Origin of the sequence: Pseudomonas sp. 29 (genome assembly GCF_002754355.1) — a bacterium.
GTDB classification, from domain to species: Bacteria; Pseudomonadota; Gammaproteobacteria; order Pseudomonadales; family Pseudomonadaceae; genus Aquipseudomonas; species Aquipseudomonas neuropathica.
The window spans coordinates 4843455-4864697 of record NZ_PEEY01000001.1 but is presented as its reverse complement, the minus strand read 5'-3'; the positions used below and the strand labels follow the sequence as shown (position 1 = coordinate 4864697).

The window sequence follows — 21243 nt, the reverse complement described above, 5'->3', positions numbered from 1 at the left end:
GACCCTCTCAGCCACCGCAAATCCCAGACAAAAATAAACCGGCCCTCGAGCCGGTTTATTTGTTTTCAGGCCGCTTTCTCTAGCAGCGCCTGGTGCACCACCGCCGCCAATCGCTTGAGCCCTTCATCCAGTCGTGCCGGATCGATGTGGCTGAAATTCAAGCGCAAATGCCCAAGGTTGTTATCCGGATCCGGAAAGAACGGCTCCCCCGGCATAAACGCCACGTCATTGGCCAACGCCTCATTGAGCAACGTTCGCGTATCCAGCGGCTGCTTCAACGTCAGCCAGAAAAACAGCCCGCCCTGCGGCATGTTCCAGTCGGCCAGATCAGCAAAGTGCGTTTCCAGCGCCGCCTGGAAGGCATCGCGCCGTTGCCGATAGAAGCCGCGCAACTCGCTCAGATGCTGCTGATACTTGTCGCTGCCGATCCATTGCAGGGCCTGCCACTGACCGATGCGGTTGGTATGCAGATCTGCCGATTGCTTGAGTTTGAGCAGATGCGGGAACAGGTCCGGGCTGGCGATCAAGTAACCGACGCGTAAACCGGGCAACAAGGTTTTCGACACGGTGCCGGTGTAGATCCAGCTCGCCTTCTGCAGACGCCCGGCAATCGGCTTGGCGCTGCCGCCATCGAAAGTCAGCTCGCGGTAGGGTTCGTCCTCGATCAGGGTGACGCCGAATTCGTCGAGCAATGCCGCTACGGCTGCACGCTTGGCTTCGCTGTAACGCACGGCGGACGGATTCTGGAACGTCGGGATCAGGTAGATGAACGCTGGCCGGTGCTGTTCGAGACGACTGCGCAATTGCGCCAGATTCGGGCCGTCGGCTTCTTGCGGCACGGTCAGGCAATCGGCGCCGAACAGCTGGAAAATCTGCAATGCAGCGAGATAGGTCGGCGCTTCAAGCAGAATTTCCGTGCCCTTGTCGATGTACAGCTTGGCCGCCAGATCGAGGGTTTGCTGCGAGCCGCTGACCACCAGTACCTGACTTGCGGTGCACTCCAGGCCCAGCGCCCTCGCCTCCGCTGCCAAGGCTTCGCGCAATGCCGGTTCGCCTTCGCTCATGCCGTATTGGCCGAGCGACAGCGGCATGTCAGCCCACTCGACCTTCGGCAGCATCGCTTCGGCCGGCAAGCCACCAGCGAACGACATGACCTCCGGACGCTGGGCGGCGGCAAGGATTTCACGGATCAAAGAACTTTTAAGGCGCGCGACACGTTCGGAAAAAGCCATGGAAGTCACCGGTAGCGAGGCATGGGAAAAATGAGTCAAACTGGTTGACTGAAATTACGACAGCTTGAGCGAGTACGTCAATATGCTTGACCTTAAAAACCCCGCGAGCCAACAACAGGCGATGGAAGCGTTTTTCTTCGGCTATCAAGCCTTCACCGCCAAGGCTGATGAAATGCTCGAGCGCCGCGGGCTGTCGCGGGTACATCAGCGAATTGTGTTTTTCATCGCTCGATACCCGAATTTGAGCGTGAAGGAATTGCTGGGATTGCTTGGCGTGAGCAAGCAGGCCTTGAACATGCCGTTGCGGCAGTTACAGGAAATGCATCTGGTCGACAGCGTGGCGTCCGAGGCCGACAAGCGAAAGCGTCTGCTGGAATTGACGGCCGAAGGCGCGAAGTTTGAACAGGCGCTGCGGCGTGAGCAGGTGAAATTACTGGAGCGAGTGTTTGCCGAGGCTGGCGAGGCGGCGGTGAATGGCTGGTTGGCGGTGAATATGGCACTGGGGAAAAGTCAGACGGCTCTCGATTGAATGGGACTGCCTCTTCGCGGGCAAGCTCGCGCACAGGGGCAGGCATTTCAAATGTGGGAGCGAGCCTGCTCGCGAAGGGGCCAGTGCAGGCGATATATCGCTATCGACGGAACTTTCGTAAACAAAACCAAAAACAATATTTGCTTTATTTGTACACAAAAGCATAATCCACAGCGTGCGAGTTCCTGACCGCATGGTCAACAAATTCGCGTATGCCTCAAAGGGCCGCTGCCACCCCTCATGGGTCCGGCCCTGGAAATAACAATAAAACTCTTGAGGAGTACTCGCTGTGGAAAGCCGCAAATCCGAAGCATCGACGCTGGACCTCTCGCCGCCATTACGCAGTGGCTTGCTGGAACGTCTGTTTAAACTCAGCTTGCACGGCACCACGGTGAAGACCGAGCTGATTGCCGGTCTGACAACCTTCATCACCATGGCTTACATCATCTTCGTCAACCCGAACATCATGGCCGATGCCGGGATCGATCACGGTGCAGCCTTCGTCGCCACCTGTATCGCCGCCGCGCTGGGCTGCCTGTTGATGGGCCTGTACGCCAACTGGCCAGTGGGTCTGGCGCCGGGCATGGGCCTCAACGCATTCTTCACTTACACCGTGGTCGGCACCATGGGCTACAACTGGGAAACTGCACTGGGTGCGGTGTTCGTCTCCGGTGTGCTGTTCATGATCCTGACTTTCTCGCGAATTCGCGAGTGGCTGCTGAACAGCATTCCAGTCAGCCTGCGCTTTGCGATGGGTGCCGGTGTCGGCCTGTTCCTTGGCCTGATCGGCTTGAAAACCGCGGGTATCGTCGTCGATAGCCCGGCCACACTGATCAAACTCGGCTCCCTGCGCGAACCTGGCCCACTGCTCGCGGCCATCTGCTTTCTGATGATCGCGATCCTCAGCTACCACCGAGTCTTCGGCGCAATCCTCATCAGCATCATCACCGTGACCCTGGCCGGTTGGGGCCTGGGCATCGTGCACTACGAAGGGATCATGTCGACCCCGCCAAGCCTGGCTCCGACCTTCATGGCCATGAACGTCGCCGGCGTGTTTAACGTCAGCATGATCAGCGTGGTGCTCGCCTTCCTCTTTGTGCACATGTTCGACACCGCCGGCACGCTGATGGGCGTCGCCCAGCGCGCCAATCTGGTGAATGCTGACGGCCGTATCGAAAACCTCTCCCGCGCGATGAAAGCCGACAGTGCATCCAGCGTGTTCGGTGCCGTGGTCGGTGTTCCGCCAGTCACCAGTTACGTAGAAAGTGCCGCTGGCGTAGCCGCTGGTGGTCGGACTGGTCTTACCGCAGTCACCGTAGGTGTGCTATTTATAGCGGCGATGTTCTTCGCACCGCTGGCCGGCATGATTCCCGCTTACGCCACCGCCGGTGCACTGATCTATGTGGCGATGCTGATGATGGGCGGCATGGCCCACATCGAATGGGACGAAGCCACTGACGCGATCCCGGCCATCGTCACCGCGATCATGATGCCACTGACCTTTTCGGTCGCCGACGGCATCGCGCTGGGCTTCATCACCTACGTGGCGTTGAAGGCCGGTACCGGCAAGTACAAGGAAATTTCCGTGAGCCTGTGGGTGCTCTGCGCGATCTTCATCGCCAAGTTCATCTTCTTGTAAGCGTCACGCGGTTCAAGCTTCAACACAGCCTCACCCAATCGGGTGGGGCTTTTGCACATTCTTGAGTACAACAAAAAAGGAGGAAAGTGATGAGTCTGGAAACCTGGCTGCTGTTCAGCGGCGCTGCATTGGTGGTGATTCTGATTCCGGGGCCACTGTCGTTGTTGATGATCAGCAACAGTCTGAATTATGGGTTGCGCCGTTCTTATCCGGCATTTCTCGGTGGCGTATTCGCCTCTATCTGCCTGCTCAGTGCTTCGGCGTTGGGGCTGGGTGCCTTGTTGCTGGCATCGGAGCAACTGTTCAGTGCCCTGAAAATCGTCGGCGGACTCTATCTGTTCTATCTGGCCTGGCAGAGCTGGCAGCAATCGCGCCAGCCATCGGTCGGCGCCGTTGTGCCACAAGCTGCCGCCGTTCCACGGTTTCGCGCGTTGTTCGGGCGCGCCTTTGTACTGGGCGCCAGCAACCCGAAAGACATCCTGTTCTTCGCCGCTTTCCTGCCGCAATTCCTCAGCGCCGAACAGCCCTTCCTGCCGCAGTTGCTGGTGATGATCGCCACCTGGACTCTGCTGGATCTGCTGTGCAAACTGGCCTACGGACTCGGAGCCCACGGCGCAGCGCGTTACTTGCGCAGTGGCAAAGGACAGAGCTGGTTCAACCGGATCAGTGCCGGCTTGTTCGGAGGCGCCGGCGCGGCATCGTTGCTCAGCAGTCACTGAGACATTTGGATCACAAAGTTTTTATTTATCTGTAGCCATCCCTGACTTGAAAAACTCAAGTCAGGGATGGCATTCGCAGCGACCGCTCGTGTTGCTCGCGACATCTCCCCGCCGCAACAACTGCATCCCTCAAGCGCAATACACAGCAACAACCCGTTGATGTACATCGTTCAAAAGGCGACCGTACTATCACGACTCAAATAAATAAAAACCCGCCAGAACAAGGAAGTTCACATGGCCACCCTGATACGTAAAGCGTCATTGGAAACTGCAGAGATCACCGACGCCGTCGTCATCGCCGACATGCGTTTCGAGCGCAATGAACATCATGCTTCGACCATTGACTTCAAACCCGAAACTGATGAAACAACCAGCATCAAAGTAAAAAGCAAAGTCGATCAATTGAAAATAGTCGACTCCGTATTCGGCCCGCTGCAAATCGGCAATATTTCAATAACACGAGTGTCACTTTATGCCTTGGGCGCCACGTTTGACGGCCAACCACTGAGTGGCAAAAGCACCTTTTTCCGGGTACCCAAGCGATCTTTCATCAACGCGTTGCAGTTCAGTGCTGTCGACATTGAACACCATATGAAATCGTCAACAGGCAAGGACAGTTATTTGTTGACGACACTGCTTTTCGAAATGGCCAGCGAACGCCCACTGACGGCCCCTCACCTGATAAGAGAAAGTTCGCAAGCTTCTACAGACGAAGGTAACTACCGTAGCAAATTGGTAAAACTACTGGATTCCGCACAGAAACTGGATCTGTATCACGCAAACCTGCCCAAACATAATCCTCGCTGGGTGTCCCTGGCGAAAAGTTACGCCGCGCTCGGTTCGAGTGTCGGCATCCAAGCTTTCGGCATATTCATGGGTTTACGCGGTGTGGTGGATGCTATCAAAGCAAACAACACCACCGAAGTCGCCATCAACAGCTTGGGTATTGGTACGGAAGTGGGTTCCATTGTTGTTGACATCGCCGTCAGCAAAATTGCGTCGAATATGCTCTCGGCCGGGCAAGGCGCCCTTATGGATTTTGCCAAAACCCGGTTTGCCCTGAGGCTGGGTCGCTCCGGCGGTTTGATCGGCGGCGCACTGACATTGCCGTTCGATATCTTCACCGCTGTCAGATCGATCAATGCCGCTGAAAATGCCGTCGGAAAAGAAGCCATGGACCATTACGTGAGCGCTGGATTGAGTATTACCAGCGCCGCCATGACGATCATCCTCGGTGCGGCAGCGTTGGCAGGCTTTTCATTTGCAGGCCCGGTCGGGCTTGCAGCTGGAGCAATCCTGGCCATCGGATCGCAAATTTATGGCGCGGTACGCGTGGTCGACGACATTGATGACTACATCGAACTGACGCTGGACGAGCGCTGGCGCACAGGCTGGTTTTCGTTCTGCATGATGGACCCTGACCAGGCCGTGCAAAACCGCTATCTGCTGGCAAAAACCATGCTCCAACACGCGAAACAATTAAAAGAAACAGCCAGAAAACTGTTGGATGGGCAACTAAAGGACACAACCGAAGCCATCGTTAATGGCAAGTTTGAAGTCCACCTCAAACCCTCCCGAGTGCGCAAGCGTAACTGGTGGACCAAACGAGACAGTTGGGAAACGATCCAGGTTCCCGAGATCAAGGGAGGCGATGACATCATTGACGCCCGTAACGGGGTTTCCAAGGATACGCCTGGTGCAGAGTTGGGTACGGTTGGCGAAAACAAGGGCATTCTCTGGTTCATCAGCGAGGGCCAGGACTCAATCAAGGGCGTTGAAAACAAACCCAACAGCTTTCACTACCGATCGGGAAAAAAACAGCTGACCGGGGGTGAGAAAGACGACCGCTTCGTGTTCGAGGGTGCAGGGGATCTGCTTGTACAGGATGCCCAGATTTCTGAGTATTCAACACTGAAAGGCGGCGCAGGCAACGATACGCTTGTTCTGGCTGGAAGCAATTACACACGCCGCACCGATAGAAAAGGCTATGACGTCGATCTGCTGGCCCAAACCCTGCAGGTAATCGCAACCGATCCGTCTGTAGAAGAGGGTGAAAAATATACTCTCCACAGCCTTCTGGAAAGTATCGAGAATGTTGAAACGGTCAGCGGGGCCATCAGTGTTGTGACCGGTTCGGATAAACGCAACATCATTAATTCGCGCGGCCAGGACACCATCAATGCGGGGCCCGGAAATGATCAAATCCATCTGACATATCCCGGAGCAACAGCCTCGGGTGAGGCTGGCATTGACGAATACATCATTGACCACAAACCAGGCCGTATTGCCATCATCGAAGACGGCACAGAAGAAAGTATTGTTTTGCTCAACTGGAAATACGAACTGATCGAAAGCTGGGCAATCGAGAATGGCGCGCTGATCATCAGTTCCCGGTTCGCATTTGCGGACGACCCGAAAAGTGTTGTGATCATTCAAGGCCTGTATAAGAAAGACGCGAACAACTTCGTATTGCAGAATAATAAATTCACGTTCATGACCGGCGACGGCTACTCGTTAAAACTGCCTGACGCCCCAGACCTGCCCGACAGCATCGAAAATGGCCACAACCTCGAAATCGAAGTCGTCGTTGTAAAAAAAGGAACACCCGAAAGCCCCCTTATCCTCCACGCTCCCGAGTGCCTGATCGATCATCAGCGTGATGCGAGTTACTACCTGCCAAGGTCCAGGAAAAACACGACAATCCGGTTGGTGAAACGTGCCGAAGCGGTGGTTCGTCTGCATCTTGATTACGACATCAGCGAACTGACACAGGTTGAAGCGCACTTCACCTCGGGAGAGAAGAAGTCAAATGGAGAACTTTTTGCGGGATGCGACCTGATTTATCACTTCGGCCACAACACACTGAAATTTGGCTTGTTCGCCTATGCGGAAGGTGGACTTGCCCCCAGAAACATGATCAGGATCTTGCGAACCATGGCCGCACGTCCCAACTACCGGGTCGTGCTCATTTTTAAAGGTGGCGTCACGGTCAATTTGCAACTGACACCGGAAACCGATGTTTGCCCCCTTGAAAGCCATAATCCGAATGATTTTGATACTTGGACGACGCAGCTCTCACTACCACTGCCACGGCGCACAGATCAGACTCCTTTTGAGTTACCTGAAACCAAACCCTTCAAATTCGACAGGGCGGGATGCGGTTCGCTTTTTTCCTATCCCGAGCAAACCTCGATCCAGAATCTTGAAGGTACTGGTTCCACCTACCTGATTCACCTGGTTGCCGATATAGCGATCAGATTGTCTACCCCGGGAGCACTCGCAAACGCCCCTGCCAGACTGCCTTACTCTTCCACCTGGGACCTCGACGCGACGAAACTCGGCAAGGTCGAGATCAGGCTGGAAAATAACCAGCTGCACATCGGCACCTGCATTATTCATTTGCCGGAGTACGAAAGCGAAGACCTGATCGATCAGGTCCGAGTCATTACCGAGAAAGGGGTTGTCCATACCGTCGATCTTTCTTTCGACAGGGTTTACCTGGATGGTCTGGATGCCCGCTTCTTTGAAGACCCCGACTCGGCAAAAGACTTGCCCGAGGCCCTTGCAGCAATGGCCAATCAAGAGATCAAAGTGAGAAACATCGTGCTCGCCGACAACCGTCCCGAGGCACTGAGCTACAACTTTCCCGCACACGGCTGGATCCTGCGCAGAGACAAATCTCGCGTTGAATACTCAGCACTGCAAGTGGTCAATCGGTGCAGCCATCAAGACCTCACCCTCTTTGCACAGCCGCCGTTGATGACTGTTCCCCCTGCTTGACGCGCCACACACCCGTCAAAAACCGATAACCACGTGCGCACTCCGAAGTGCAGTAACCGAACATCTCCACAGGATGCGGACGAGTGCGCCTGAAAAATGCGCTGAGGCACTTACGTGCCCGCGCATCATCACTCAACGAGTAACTTCACATGGCCAAACCACCCAAAAAAGTTCCTGTGACAGTGGCAGCAGATACCACTGTTACAACCAGACCTGCACAGTCAGGCTCGGGTACTCGCGTCACTGCAAACCTGCCTGAATCAGCACTGCCTGGCGTCGACTCGACCACGGGACCTCCCGGTATCGCCACCACTCGCCCGCCCGTCGTCATCGTCAGTGATATGCCCGATACCTACCGTGCCGCCCGCAGTGCAATCGCCTGGCCACAGGATCGATTGCACGAGCTGATACCAAGCGGAGAAAACACGGGTCTGTTCACCGGCCCGGATCAACGAACCTACGCGCAAATCGGCAACGAAGGCCGGTTTGTCGTCGAACGGGATCTGCAAGGCAACTATTACGTTCCGCTGACCTTTGCACCCGGTGTTCCCGGCCCGGTACTGACCAGGATTGAAGGCCAGGCCAGCTGGCACATCCAGCGCCCTGGCTGGCAATCAACACAGTCTCGACCCGACACCCCTGCCACGCCACCGTCCCTCACCTACCTTGCGCCTGATGACGCAAAAACGCTGACCAGAGCAGAACTCTCAACGGGGGGACTTCGATACAACAAACTCAAACATACCTTCGTCGATACCGCAGACGGCACAGTCATGGTTCGGAAAAACCTGCAAGGTGAATATCAACTGACCTCGGCAACAAGCAGAGACTTGCCCGATGTATTTTTTCAACAGATTCCCGGAACGGTGCTCTGGCGCCGCAAGCATCCGCACTTGCCAACCCCCGACCATCCCGCTGCAGGCAGGTCGCGGCCAATGGCCGAAGCAGACGAACCGCAACCCGGCCCAAGCAAACGCGCGCGGGTCAACGTCCCCGAACAACCACTAGCACCAATAACCTTCGATGCCAGCGCTCCAGCCGAGCAAACACCGTTTTTCTGGCTACCCTGGGGCCATCTGAACAAACCCGCGCAGGTGGAGTCGGTGCAGCTCGGCTGGTTTCATTATCCGGTGGTGCCGAAGGGTTCCACCCCTAACCCCAAAGTCTTCTTTGTGCAACATCCTGACTTTGTGCCAACACACTTCGATGCGTTTGAACAAATGCTCCGTACGGCGCCCTCGATGCAGCCTGTTGCAACATTTCGCATCGGTAACGATCCGGGAGAAATACACCCTGGAAAACGTTTCTTCGATGAACCGATCTCGCAGTCGGTAGCCAAGACATTCCCTGATTTCTCTGATGACACGGCACGGGCCGTCGCCAGAAGGCTGTTCGAACTCGCGGACAACACACCGACGATTACCGGCACCGGGCTGGTCAACATTCAGGCAGTCCTGCATCAGTGGAAACAACGGCCATTTCCCACCGCACCTGCGTATGCCGACCCGCTGAACATGCTGGCAGTGGCACCCGCCATCGATTTCAACGGAAAAAAACTCATCCGCATACCCTCCCAGGTCGACGGCGAACTGCAACGACTCAGCTTCGATCCCAAGCATTTTCCCGTCGAGTGGAACCACTACAAAACCTACCCGACCGATCTGAACCTCAGACGCCTGCTTGGCGCCCTGTTGGTTCGCAGCGGCTATGACATATTTCCCCTGACATACGAACACCGCATGCCAACGCTGGTATTCAGGCGCGGAACCAGTGAGCGGATTTATTTCATGAAACTGGGTGTGGTGGATCATGTCGGCCTGTCCCACACCCCGGGCAATGAACTGGCAGAACCCAGCCTGCCGGCCAGGATAGGCAACGAGGCGTTTCACGCCCTGGCCACCGCGACCATGGAAAACAAAGTGGTCTGGCTCATCGGGGGCGTATTGAAGGTTGAGTCGACTCCGGATTCGGTGTTCGTGCTCAGGGAGCGCTGAGATCCCGCTACGACTCGCACCGGCCCTGCCGGCGCGAGTCGGCATGACGTTCGAACGCCTCGAAACACCCTGCAGCACTTACCCTCATCGCCATACATATATACCGCACGCCGTGGCGAGTTTTTGCCGAACATCACGCCTTTGAAGCCAATGGGTCGGGCAAACACGATGCCGCGCAATTGCACATCGAATCCGCTTCCCGAATATCCGGCCGCATCACTGATCAGCGATTCATCGGAGCAAGTCCATGGCAAAACCACCCAGGAAAATTCCTCGCACGGCGTCACCTGAGGCGTCTGGCCGAGCAACCAATCCTTTACCTGTTCCACTGGCAGCACTTCCCGGTGAACCGGGTCATTCCACTCCGCACACCGAAGCCACGTCATCACACGCGTTGCCAGAAGCACCCGCCGACCGCCCCAGCGTCATCGTCGGTCGTCCGTTTACCCGGCATCGCCAATTGAGCGAAGCGCGAACCTCTGACTGGGTGAGGCAGCAATCCATCGAAACCGGACCGTCTGCGCTGGCCGGTGCTTCCAGCAGCGAAAGACCAGCGCATCCGGTCTATATCGACCCCGAATCGGCAACCCGACTGAAGCTGCAACCAGGCACTGAAGAAGGGTTTCGCTACGACAAACGCAAGAAATCCTACGTCGAAATGGTCGGCGGCATGGTCATGGTGAGCAAAACTGCGGAAGGCTGGCGACAGACACATGCCGGGGAATCAACCCCGACGGGACAAAGAGTGGAACAGATTCCGGGGACAACACTCTGGCGTGAAATCGACACGCCGCAGCAAGGCGACCCAGCCGTAATCAATCCACTGTCCACCGAAGCGACCGATGCCATACCCGGCCAGAGCAAGCGCCAACGCCGGGACGAACAGAGCCATGTTGCAACCGGTACCAGCACGCTGGTCGAACATCTGTTAGCCCAGCCGGGCGTCGCCCTGGATCTTTCCGCCGGTCAGTGGAGAAACTGGGGGAAGTCCACAAAACCCGATTCAGGCGAGTCGATAGAGATCGACGGGCAACACTTTCGGATCGTCATGCAAGGTGTCAGTGCCGATACCGAACTGGTCTATTTGCAACACCCGGGATTTGCACCGGACCGCTATGACGCGTTCGAAAACATGCTGCGTCATGAGCCTTCGCGCCAACCGAAATGGGCACTGAAACGCGAAGGCCAATGGAAGGTTCTGGACAACGCTCCACCGTTCGAAATGTCCGCCACCCAATATGTTTCCGCCGCCTACAACTATCTGTCCGAGCAGGCGACCAGCAACCTCGCGCGGGCGGTATTCGATCGGCTTTCACTGCCTCAGGGCATCAACGCCCATGGACTTTCGGTGATGGCGCTGACCTTCCGCCACTGGCTGGACAGGGTGAATCACGAACCCCCGCTACACGGACTGGCGGACCCTTTGATGATGCTGCCAAAACTGCCGACATCGCCCGGCCATCTGGCAGGCGGCCGCTTGCTCACACTGCCTGCGCACAACTCAGCCGTATTACAGCGCCTGGATTTCGACCCACAACGGTTTCCTCAAGAGTGGGCCCCCTATGCAGCAGCGCCGACGCCAGGAAACCTGCGCGGATTGATGGCGACCATCCTGCAACACAACGGCTACAGCATTAATCCGACCACGCGCCGACTCAGTGAAGGTGCATTGATTTTTTACCGCCCGGGCGTTGCCGCTCTATTCGTGTTGAAGCTGCCACCCATCGCTGGCAATCAGGTTACTCGCACCACACCCGCAGGTACCGAACTCATCGACCCCGCCTATCTGACGAGGCTCAGCGTGTCGCAAAAACAGGCGCTTGAGGTGCAGTTGGCTCACACCGAAGTCATCCATCTGGTGGGGGGTATACAACCCATATCCGCTGATTACCCGACGCTGTTCATTGTGAGAGAGGCCTGAGCCGCTGCTGAACGCCTGAACGGTGCGTCCGCAAGTCCGGACACCTGCACACCCACAATCCAAATCAAGAGATTCAGTTAATGGTCAAACCACCAAAGCGTGTGGCCGGTGTTATTGCGCCTGACACACGTCCAAATGCCGCTGGCATTGTCCCCAGAATCCCCGGCGAAAACACCCAACCCTCTGCAGACCTGCCGAGCAATTCCGTGCGTCAACCGCCGGTGCGGGTCCACGAGGCATCCACCGTCTACCCCGTGTCGGTAGCGGCCGCTCTGCGCTCCATCAGCTGGCCTGCCGATCAAGTGCACCTGCTACAACGGCTGGATCCCGACAGCGGATTGTTCACCAGCCCGGAGGGAAAACTGTACGCCCATGTTGAAAATGCGGGGCATCTGCTGGTCGAAATCCATCACGATGGCCGCTTCCGGATTCCCTTCAACTTCACTCCGCATCTGGCGGGTCCTTTCCTGATCAAAACCGAGCGCCAGCCAGTCTGGACCTTCGAACGACCCAGTTGGCTGGCGCACAACCCAGACAATGACGGGCCAGCTGCAGCCGCTGAGCGTATCCCCGGGGAACAGCCGATCTACCTCGCCCCCGATGCCGCCGCCCTGCTCTCCCCCCGCCTGCAAACACCGGACGGCGTTCGCTACGACAAGCACCGAAAAACCTATATCGATACCGCAGAAGGAACCGTCATGGTGCGTAAAAACGCCAACGGTCACTATCAGCAGACCTCCGCGACGGCGCGCGAAGTATCCGCTCTATTGTTCGAACAGATTCCCGGGACGCGACTGTGGCGCCGCAAGACCGGGCTAACCGATTTGCCTGCGCAACGCCCGCCGCAGGAAAAACGCAAAACCTCGACCGAGACGTCGGACCCCATGGCCGGCCCCAGCAAACGCCCGCATCAGGAAGAAGGGACTGACGCCACCCGGGCGCTGACCGAAAGCCTGCTCTCGGACAACCCTGACGCGATCAACTTGAGTTTCGGTTTATGGCGAAACTGGGGACACCGTGTCCGACCAGCGTTGGGTCAGCATATCGAGATCGACGGGCAGTATTACCGGGTGATGCAACAAGACCTGAATGCCAACCCGCGACTGGTCTACCTGCAGCATCCGTTGTTCTCGCCCGCCCTGTATGACGCCTTCGAATACATGCTGCGGGACAACCCGTCGCTGCAGCCAAAGTGGGCGGTTAAACAAAACCACCAATGGACGGTCCTCGACAGTGTCGTGCCCTTCGAAATGCCGATCACCCGGTACATCGCCAGAACCTTCAAGTACTTGTCGGATCAATCCGTCAATTCACTCGCCCGGGCCATGTTCAATCAGGCGAACCGATCGGAAATCATCATTGCCCCTGGTCTGGCGCTGATGAACCAGGTGTTTGGTTACTGGGCCAACAGGGATCGGCGCAGAGCACCGAATCGAGAGCTGGCCGACCCGCTCCTCATGTTGCGCCCTCTGTCCGGACCGGAACCCACCCTGGCGATTCCTGCTTCGCTGGGTGAAGGCCTGATGCGCCTGGATTTTGATCCCGGGCGCTTCTCTCGCCACTGGAACGAGTACGCCACGACGCCCACTGCGGCCAATCTGCGCAGGCTGTTCAGGCAGATTCTGGAGGATGACGGTTACGTGGTGAGCAACCCGACAAACACGCTTGCGGAAAACGAATTGTTGTTTCACCGCGAGAAAATCGATCACGTGTTCGTACTGAAACTGCCACCTCTTAACGACGGGCGCCTGCAGCGATTTCGGCCTGAGCGTTTTGAGAACAATGAAGTCGTGCTGCAAACATCCAGCAGCGAACCAAAGCCTTTGTCGACTTACCGCACAGAAAAAAAGATCAGCTACCTGCTCGGCGGCACCCAGACAGATGTTCTGGGGCAGACAACGCTGTTCATTTTCAAAGACCAATGACCGCGCAGGACTGTCAGCCAAAAAACATGAACAGCTTAGAGACACTTCAATGACCAAACCCACAAAGACTACAGTCCGCCCTGCTTCGCCCGACACCTCGGCGATCAACAGATCTGCCGCTGGCAATGGCAGCCTCAAAAACACTCAGGGTTCTGACATTTTTGCGCCAGGTACGAAACAACTGCCCGACACTTCCACTGCCGGTACGTCTGGCAGTGAAATGGCAGGCGCCCCACGCGTGGTGGTGAGTTACATAACGGATCCGCTGCTCACCGAAACCAATGCCAGACTGGCCGAGATATCCCTGCCGGTATTACAAGCCGCTCTTCTACAGCCGCACAATTCCGTCGACGGGTTATTCGTGGCCCCGGGCGGCCAGATTTACGCGCACCTGGAAGACGGCCGGCATTACCGGGTTGAACTCAACACCGCCGGTCACTACCAGATTCCCTGGCCCGCGGCTCCGGGCGTGACACCACCCATTCTGAAAAAAATCCACGGCCAGTCACGTTGGCGCATCGAGGCACAGTGGTACGCGGCTCACTCCAGACAGAGGAGTCTGTCTGCGCAGCCACGGACTGCCGAACCACTACAAGCGATCATCCTCGTCGACCCGCACCTGGCGACCCTTCTGCCTGCCGCGCGGGAGTCCCTGGACGGTATTCGCAAAGGGCCGCGTGGGAAAACCTATGTCGATATCGCCGAAGGAACCGTCCTGGTTCGCAGGAACGAACAAGGCGAATACAAACTGGCTTCAGCAACAACGATCAATGTGCCGGATATAGCGTTCGAGCAGATTCCCGGGCAATTCGTCTGGCGCCGTAAATTGCAGACGACTACAGATACACAACAAGCTCCACAAGCAGGCAGTTCCCGTGCCCTGCCCCGGTCAGAAAAGCCCGGCCCGAGCCCAAGTAAACGCCCTCGACTGCCGGAAGACAGTGATCCTCTCAATCCCTTCGTACTCATGGGCATCAGTGAATTATGGAAAGGCTGGGGAACCACGACGAAACCGTCAGCCGGCGACTCCATCGAAATCGGCGGCAAGCACTTTGCGATACTTGACCAGCCGAGCCACGCCATTGACGCCTTTGCCTTCATCAAGCCGCCACAGTTTTCTGCTACTCGTTTCGATGCTTTCGAACAGTTGCTGCTGAGCAATCCTGAGTTGCAACCCAGGGCGGCAGTGAAGTGGGAGGGCAATACGGGGCATGACAGTCAGGCATGGAGAATCGTGGAGAGTCGGCCATTTGAGAAAAGCCTGACGCAATATGTCAGCGATCAGTTCCCCTATCTTTCCGATCACTCTGCAAGTAAAGCCGCACGGGAGATGTTCAATCGAGCCAGTCACTCCGAGAAAATGACAGGGTCCGGGATCAGTGCATTGTTCGAGACGTTCAAGTACTGGGAAAATCGCTCTATTTTCACGGGCGATAACAGAGTCGCTCGTCAAGACTTGAGCGACCCGCTGATGCTCCTCTCGCCGCTTGCGACTGACGTAAATGGCTACATGCGTATGCCGCTACCTTCCGCTGAAGGTCTGCGAAGAATCGACTTCAACCCGAAACTGTTCTCCGGCTCGCAACACCAAAGGGGTCGCCGAACAACGCGAACACTGTTCAAAGATCTTCTTAGCGCACACGGCTACTCCATTGCCCATGATTTCGGCGCCAACCAGGGGAATGCCTTATTGATCAAGCGAACGGGGGTTGATCCTGTTTTCATCCTGTTCATGGACAGGATTCAAAACAACACTGTTTTTCTCCCTGATCCAGTTGCCTGGCTCAAGAAAAGAGTCTTTGTCGACAACATGGACGTACAGGTCAAAGACGAGTTGATGGTGCATTTGCACACCAACAGAATCGTTTTTTTGCTGGGCACCAACGAGCCTCTCCCCACTCACGAACATAACCTTATTGTCACCCGACACAGCTGAATGAGCTCCGGAGTTCTCTGCAGCACAGGCGGGCAGATTACTCAGGCATAAAAAAGCCCGCAGTGTGAGCGGGCGAAAGACCAAAGAAGCTATATGCGCAGTCGCTTCCCGGTGGGGGGCAGCTGCTTGGGGGTCAGCTGCCCCGGTACGTGGAATAGCTGTAAGGCGAAATCAGCAATGGCACGTGGTAGTGATCCTGTTCGGCAGAGATGCCGAAGCGCAGTACAACCACGTCCAGAAATGCCGGCTCCGGCAACTGAACGCCGCGGGCGCGGTAGTAATCGCCAGCGTGGAACTGAACCTGATAAACCCCGGTACGATAATCATCGCCTTGCAGCAGCGGCGCATCGACCCGGCCATCGCTGTTGGTTATCGCACTGGCGACCAATTCCAGGTGCGAACCTTCAACGCGGTACAGCTCGACCTTGATCGAACTGCCCGGGCAACCGTGTGCAGCGTCCAAAACGTGTGTTGTCAAACGTCCCATTGATTCTGCGCGCCTGCCTGCGTGGAAGCAGTCAGACCTCGCGCCTCCCGAAGTCAGATAAAAAGGAGACCGCACCGATTCGGAGCACGAAAAGCTGCGGCGAGCGACTGATTAAGACACTTTTCAAAAAAATTGTACACAATAAAAACGACATTTTTCACACCACCCCCGCCAATCGGGGCTTTCCCCGCGTTCTGCCAGCAACACGCCTATACATTGCACCTCCTATCCATTAACTGACTGGTCAGGCAGGTTTCTTGCAGGCTCACGCCAATACCAGGAAAAGATGACAGTCGGCGAAAAATGCGAAAATTCAGGCTTACAAATTGCGAATAAAGTTGTATACAATCAGCCCATCGCTGTGACGCCAGCCTGCCAGGCCGCCACACCCATCTGTCAACGAATAAGAAGGAAGACTGCAGTGAGCGCTGACTACCCACGCGACCTGATCGGTTACGGCAGTAACCCTCCTCACCCACACTGGCCGGGCAATGCCCGCATCGCTCTGTCGTTCGTACTCAATTACGAAGAAGGCGGCGAGCGCAATATCCTGCACGGCGACAAAGAATCCGAAGCCTTCCTCTCCGAAATGGTTGCCGCTCAGCCGCTGCAAGGCGCGCGTAACATGAGCATGGAATCGCTTTACGAGTATGGCAGCCGCGCCGGCGTCTGGCGGATTCTGAAACTGTTCAAGGAATTCGACATTCCGTTGACCATCTTCGCCGTGGCCATGGCCGCTCAGCGCCACCCGGATGTGATCCGTGCGATGGTCGAGGCCGGTCACGAGATCTGCAGCCACGGCTACCGCTGGATCGACTATCAGTACATGGACGAAGCGCAGGAGCGTGAGCACATGCTCGAAGCGATCCGCGTCCTCACCGAAATCACCGGCGAGCGCCCACTGGGCTGGTACACCGGCCGCACTGGCCCGAACACCCGTCGCCTGGTCATGGAAGAAGGTGGTTTCCTCTACGACTGCGACACTTACGACGATGACCTGCCCTACTGGGAACCGAACAACCCGACCGGCAAGCCGCATCTGGTGATCCCGTACACCCTCGACACCAACGACATGCGCTTCACCCAGGTGCAAGGTTTCAACAAGGGTGACGACTTCTTCGAATACCTCAAAGACGCGTTCGACGTGCTTTACGCCGAAGGTGCCGAAGCGCCGAAGATGCTCTCGATCGGTCTGCACTGCCGCCTGATCGGCCGTCCGGGTCGCCTCGCTTCGCTCAAACGCTTTATCGAATACGCCAAAAGTCATGAACAGGTGTGGTTCAGCCGTCGCGTCGACATCGCGCGTCACTGGCACGAAACCCACCCGTACCAAGAGGCCGCGAAATGAGCCGCTTTCAAACCCTGCAACCGTCGACCCTGAGCCGCGACGCTTTCGTCAACGCCTTCGCCGACATCTACGAACATTCGCCATGGGTGGCCGAGAAGGCCTACGGCCTGGGTGCGGACGCTTCGATCGACGAGATCGAAACCCTGCACCAGCGCATGAGCGACATCCTGTTGAGCGCTGATCACGCCAGTCAGCTGGCACTGATCAACGCTCACCCGGACCTGGCCGGCAAAGCGGCCGTCCAGGGCCAACTGACCGAAGCCAGCACCAATGAACAGGCTGGCGCCGGTATTCACCAATGCACGGCCGAAGAGTTCCAGCGCTTCACCGAGCTGAACGACGCCTACAAAGCCAAGTTCAAGTTTCCCTTCATCATGGCGGTAAAAGGCAGCAACCGGCATCAGATCCTCGCGGCGTTCGAAACGCGCATTCACAACTCGCAAGACACCGAGTTCAAATGCGCGCTGGCGGAGATCAACAAGATCGCCCTGTTCCGTTTACTGACTCTTTAGCAAGCCAGACCCGAGTACATCAAACGCGGAGAGTACCCAGGGTCTTGCAAGCATCCCCAGCCACTTTTTTAAAGGCAGACAAGAAGAATGAAAGCTTACGCCGTACCTTTCGAAAAATTCGTCAACCTGGCCGATGCCCGTCTGGGCACCAAAATCATTTCGGTCACCGATGACTGGTTCGCAGACGCCAATCGTCTGTTCCAACCGACCCCGGCCGTATGGAAGGAGGGCGTGTTCGATGACAACGGCAAGTGGATGGACGGCTGGGAATCACGCCGCAAGCGCTTCGAAGGCTTCGACAGCGCCGTAATCCGTCTGGGCGTACCGGGCTCGATCAAAGGCGTGGACATCGATACTTCATTCTTCACCGGCAACTTCCCGCCATCGGCCTCTCTGGAAGCGTGCTTCCTGGCGTCGGGCGAGCCTGATGAAAACACCCAGTGGACTGAAGTGCTGTCGGCCGTCGAGCTGCAGGGCAACAGCCACCACTACCACGAAATCAGCAACGACCAAGCGTTCAGCCACCTGCGCTTCAACATCTACCCGGACGGCGGTGTCGCCCGTCTGCGCGTGTACGGCATTCCGTTCCGCGATTGGTCCGCTGTGGGTGACAACGAGCAAGTCGATCTGGCAGCAGCCCTGAATGGTGGCCGCGCCCTCGCCTGCTCCGACGAACACTTCGGCCGCATGAGCAACATCCTCAACCCGGGCCGTGGCATCAACATGGGCGACGGCTGGGAAACTGCACGCCGTCGTACGCCAGGCAATGACTGGGTCATCGTCGCGCTGGGTCACCCGGGCGAGATCGAGAAGATCGTCGTCGACACCCTGCACTTCAAAGGCAACTACCCGGACACTTGCTCGATCCAGGGCGCGTTCGTCAAAGGTGGTACTGACAGCCAGATCGAAACCCAGTCGCTGTTCTGGCGTGAACTGCTGCCAAGCCAGAAGCTGGAAATGCACGCCGAACACACCTTCGTCGAGCAGATCAAGGCGCTGGGCCCGATCACCCACATCCGCCTTAACGTGTTCCCGGATGGTGGTGTGAGCCGCCTGCGCGTTCTCGGCAAGGTCGCTAAATAAGGTTGAACCCATTCGCGAGCAAGCTCGCTCCCACAAGGGATTGCATTCCACAGGTGGGAGCGAACCTGCTCGCGAAGGCGTCAGAACAGTCAACACAGAATTCGGATAAGAAGAACAGCATGCGCACACTAACGATTGAACCGCTGAGCAAAGAAGCCTTCGCCCCTTTCGGTGACGTGATCGAAACCGACGGCAGCGATCACTTCATGATCAACAACGGTTCGACCATGCGCTTCCATAAACTGGCGACGGTCGAAACCGCTCAGCCTGAGGACAACGCGATCATCAGCATCTTCCGCGCCGACGCGCAGGACATGCCGCTGACCGTTTGCATGCTGGAACGCCATCCGCTGGGCAGCCAGGCTTTCATTCCGCTGCTCGGCAATCCCTTTCTGATCGTGGTCGCGCCAGTTGGCGATGAACCTGTATCAGGCTTGGTCCGCGCCTTCGTCACCAACGGCAGGCAGGGCATTAATTACCATCGCGGCGTTTGGCACCATCCGGTGCTGACGATCGAAAAGCGGGATGACTTCCTGGTGGTTGATCGCAGTGGCACAGGCAATAACTGCGATGAGCATTTTTTCAAAGAGGATGAGCGTTTGATCCTCGCCCCCCACCAATAAGAGAAGGTCTGATCACTCGACAACAAGAGTGACAGGCGAGAGGTAAAGACTGTGGAAGCACATCTGTTGGAATGGCTGAACCTGAGCGTGCGCTGGGTTCACATGATTACTGGCGTGGCCTGGATCGGCGCGTCGTTCTACTTCGTCTGGCTGGAGAACAACCTCAACCGCGTCAACCCGAAAACCGGCCTGGCCGGTGACCTGTGGGCGATCCACGGTGGCGGTATCTATCACCTGGAAAAATACAAACTGGCCCCGCCGGCGATGCCGGAGAACCTGCACTGGTTCAAATGGGAAGCCTACTTCACCTGGATGTCGGGTATCGCGCTGCTGTGCGTGGTGTTCTACTCCAACCCAACGCTCTACCTGCTGGCTCCGGGCAGCACCCTGAGCGGCCCTGAAGGCGTGGCCATCGGTATCGGCTCGCTGTTCCTCGGCTGGTTCATCTACTCCTTCCTGTGCGACTCGGCACTGGGCAAACGCCCTGCTCTGCTCGGCTTCATTCTGTTCGTGCTGATCATCGGCGCAGCGTATGGCTTCAGCAAAGTGTTCAGCGGTCGTGGTGCGTACCTGCACGTCGGCGCGATCATCGGCACCATCATGGTCGGTAACGTGTTCCGCATCATCATGCCGGCGCAGCGTGCACTGGTTGCCGCAATTGCCGAGAACCGCACGCCGGATCCGGCGCTGCCAGCCAAAGGCTTGCTGCGTTCGCGTCACAACAACTACTTCACCTTGCCGGTGCTGTTCATCATGATCAGCAACCACTTCCCGAGCACTTATGGCAGCCAGTACAACTGGTTGATCCTCGCCGGGATCGCCGTGTTGGCGGTGTTGGTGCGTCACTACTTCAACACCCGTCACGACAGCCACAAGTTTGCCTGGACTCTGCCGGTTGCAGCGGTGGGCATGATCACCCTGGCCTACGTCACCGGCCCAACGCCGATGTCGACCGCACCGGAAGTGGCCAAGGCACCAGCCAAAATCGAGTACCAACCGCTGCCGGAAACGGCATTGGGCGGTGGCGCGAAACCGGCTGAAGCGGCGGCACCTGCTGCACCCGTAGCCCCTGCAGCAGCACCGGCGCAAGCCTCCAACACAGGCCCGGCCTTCGACAAAGTGCACAACGTGATTCAGGAACGTTGCGCGGTTTGCCACTCGGCCAAACCGACCAGCCCGTTGTTCAGTGCGGCGCCTGCCGGTGTGATGTTCGACACCCCAGAGCAAATTCGCCAGAACGCGGCGCGCATCCAGGCGCAAGCCATCACCACGCAGATCATGCCGCTGGGCAACATCACGCAGATGACCCAGCAAGAACGTGACCTGATCGGTGCATGGATCGCCCAGGGAGCACAGACCAACTAAGCAACAAAGCTTCGCGAGCAAGCTCGCTCCCACAGAGATCGCGCATTTCCTGTGGGAGCGAGCCTGCTCGCGAATCGCCTTAACGCGGTTTTACCTGATGCAAAGAAACAGCTGTGAGCAACCCGGCAGCTGTTCAATCACAAGAATAAA

The 21243-nt window shown here is 57.1% G+C and carries 15 protein-coding genes; 13 read left to right on the top strand and 2 right to left on the bottom strand.

Translation table 11 applies throughout. The annotated features are described in order from the left end of the window. Positions 1–65: 65 nt before the first annotated feature. Positions 66–1232 (bottom strand): aminotransferase-like domain-containing protein, encoded by a 1167-nt coding sequence (locus tag CLU80_RS22580; protein WP_099758432.1) that lies wholly within the window; start codon positions 1230–1232, stop codon positions 66–68. Between the two features lie 82 nt (positions 1233–1314). Here CLU80_RS22580 and CLU80_RS22575 point away from each other — a divergent pair, with 82 nt between their 5' ends. The 8 genes from CLU80_RS22575 (at position 1315) to CLU80_RS22535 (ending at position 15675) form a co-directional block, all read left to right on the top strand. Next, entirely contained in the window at positions 1315–1761 is a 447-nt protein-coding gene (locus CLU80_RS22575; protein WP_093441687.1) for a MarR family winged helix-turn-helix transcriptional regulator, read from the top strand. A 289-nt stretch (positions 1762–2050) separates the two neighbouring features. Then, positions 2051–3400, top strand: coding sequence for an NCS2 family permease (locus tag CLU80_RS22570; protein ID WP_007914003.1), 1350 nt, complete (start codon positions 2051–2053; stop codon positions 3398–3400). 89 nt (positions 3401–3489) lie between these two features. Then, positions 3490–4119: a LysE family translocator gene (locus tag CLU80_RS22565; RefSeq protein WP_038366975.1), complete on the top strand. Its 630-nt coding sequence runs from the start codon at positions 3490–3492 to the stop codon at positions 4117–4119. 234 nt (positions 4120–4353) lie between these two features. Beyond that, entirely contained in the window at positions 4354–7899 is a 3546-nt protein-coding gene (locus tag CLU80_RS30340) for a calcium-binding protein (protein ID WP_286079758.1), read from the top strand. A 149-nt stretch (positions 7900–8048) separates the two neighbouring features. Beyond that, positions 8049–9893: a hypothetical protein gene (locus CLU80_RS30335; protein WP_286079757.1), complete on the top strand. Its 1845-nt coding sequence runs from the start codon at positions 8049–8051 to the stop codon at positions 9891–9893. A 247-nt stretch (positions 9894–10140) separates the two neighbouring features. Continuing rightward, positions 10141–11814: a hypothetical protein gene (locus tag CLU80_RS22545; protein WP_099758429.1), complete on the top strand. Its 1674-nt coding sequence runs from the start codon at positions 10141–10143 to the stop codon at positions 11812–11814. Positions 11815–11894: 80 nt separating this feature from the next. Then, positions 11895–13739, top strand: coding sequence for a response regulator (locus CLU80_RS22540; RefSeq protein WP_099758428.1), 1845 nt, complete (start codon positions 11895–11897; stop codon positions 13737–13739). A 49-nt stretch (positions 13740–13788) separates the two neighbouring features. After that, positions 13789–15675 (top strand): hypothetical protein, encoded by a 1887-nt coding sequence (locus CLU80_RS22535; protein WP_099758427.1) that lies wholly within the window; start codon positions 13789–13791, stop codon positions 15673–15675. A 133-nt stretch (positions 15676–15808) separates the two neighbouring features. Here the strand turns inward: CLU80_RS22535 and uraH are convergent, their stop codons facing one another. Next, on the bottom strand, positions 15809–16162 hold the full coding sequence (gene uraH / locus CLU80_RS22530) for a hydroxyisourate hydrolase (RefSeq protein ID WP_003223171.1): 354 nt from the start codon (positions 16160–16162) through the stop codon (positions 15809–15811). Positions 16163–16583: 421 nt separating this feature from the next. Between uraH and puuE the strand changes: the two genes are divergently transcribed. From puuE to CLU80_RS22505, 5 genes are all read left to right on the top strand, one after another. Beyond that, entirely contained in the window at positions 16584–17510 is a 927-nt protein-coding gene (puuE, locus tag CLU80_RS22525) for an allantoinase PuuE (RefSeq protein ID WP_099758426.1), read from the top strand. Beyond that, positions 17507–18022: a 2-oxo-4-hydroxy-4-carboxy-5-ureidoimidazoline decarboxylase gene (gene uraD, locus CLU80_RS22520; protein ID WP_099758425.1), complete on the top strand. Its 516-nt coding sequence runs from the start codon at positions 17507–17509 to the stop codon at positions 18020–18022. The genes puuE and uraD overlap by 4 nt, the downstream gene beginning before the upstream one ends. A gap of 87 nt (positions 18023–18109) precedes the next feature. After that, positions 18110–19105 carry an allantoicase gene (alc, locus tag CLU80_RS22515; RefSeq protein WP_007913974.1) on the top strand — a complete coding sequence of 332 codons (996 nt, stop codon included), beginning with the start codon at positions 18110–18112 and terminating at the stop codon, positions 19103–19105. A gap of 119 nt (positions 19106–19224) precedes the next feature. Further along, positions 19225–19728 (top strand): ureidoglycolate lyase, encoded by a 504-nt coding sequence (locus CLU80_RS22510; protein WP_034151759.1) that lies wholly within the window; start codon positions 19225–19227, stop codon positions 19726–19728. A gap of 51 nt (positions 19729–19779) precedes the next feature. Next, on the top strand, positions 19780–21093 hold the full coding sequence (locus tag CLU80_RS22505) for a urate hydroxylase PuuD (protein WP_099758424.1): 1314 nt from the start codon (positions 19780–19782) through the stop codon (positions 21091–21093). Positions 21094–21243: the final 150 nt, after the last annotated feature.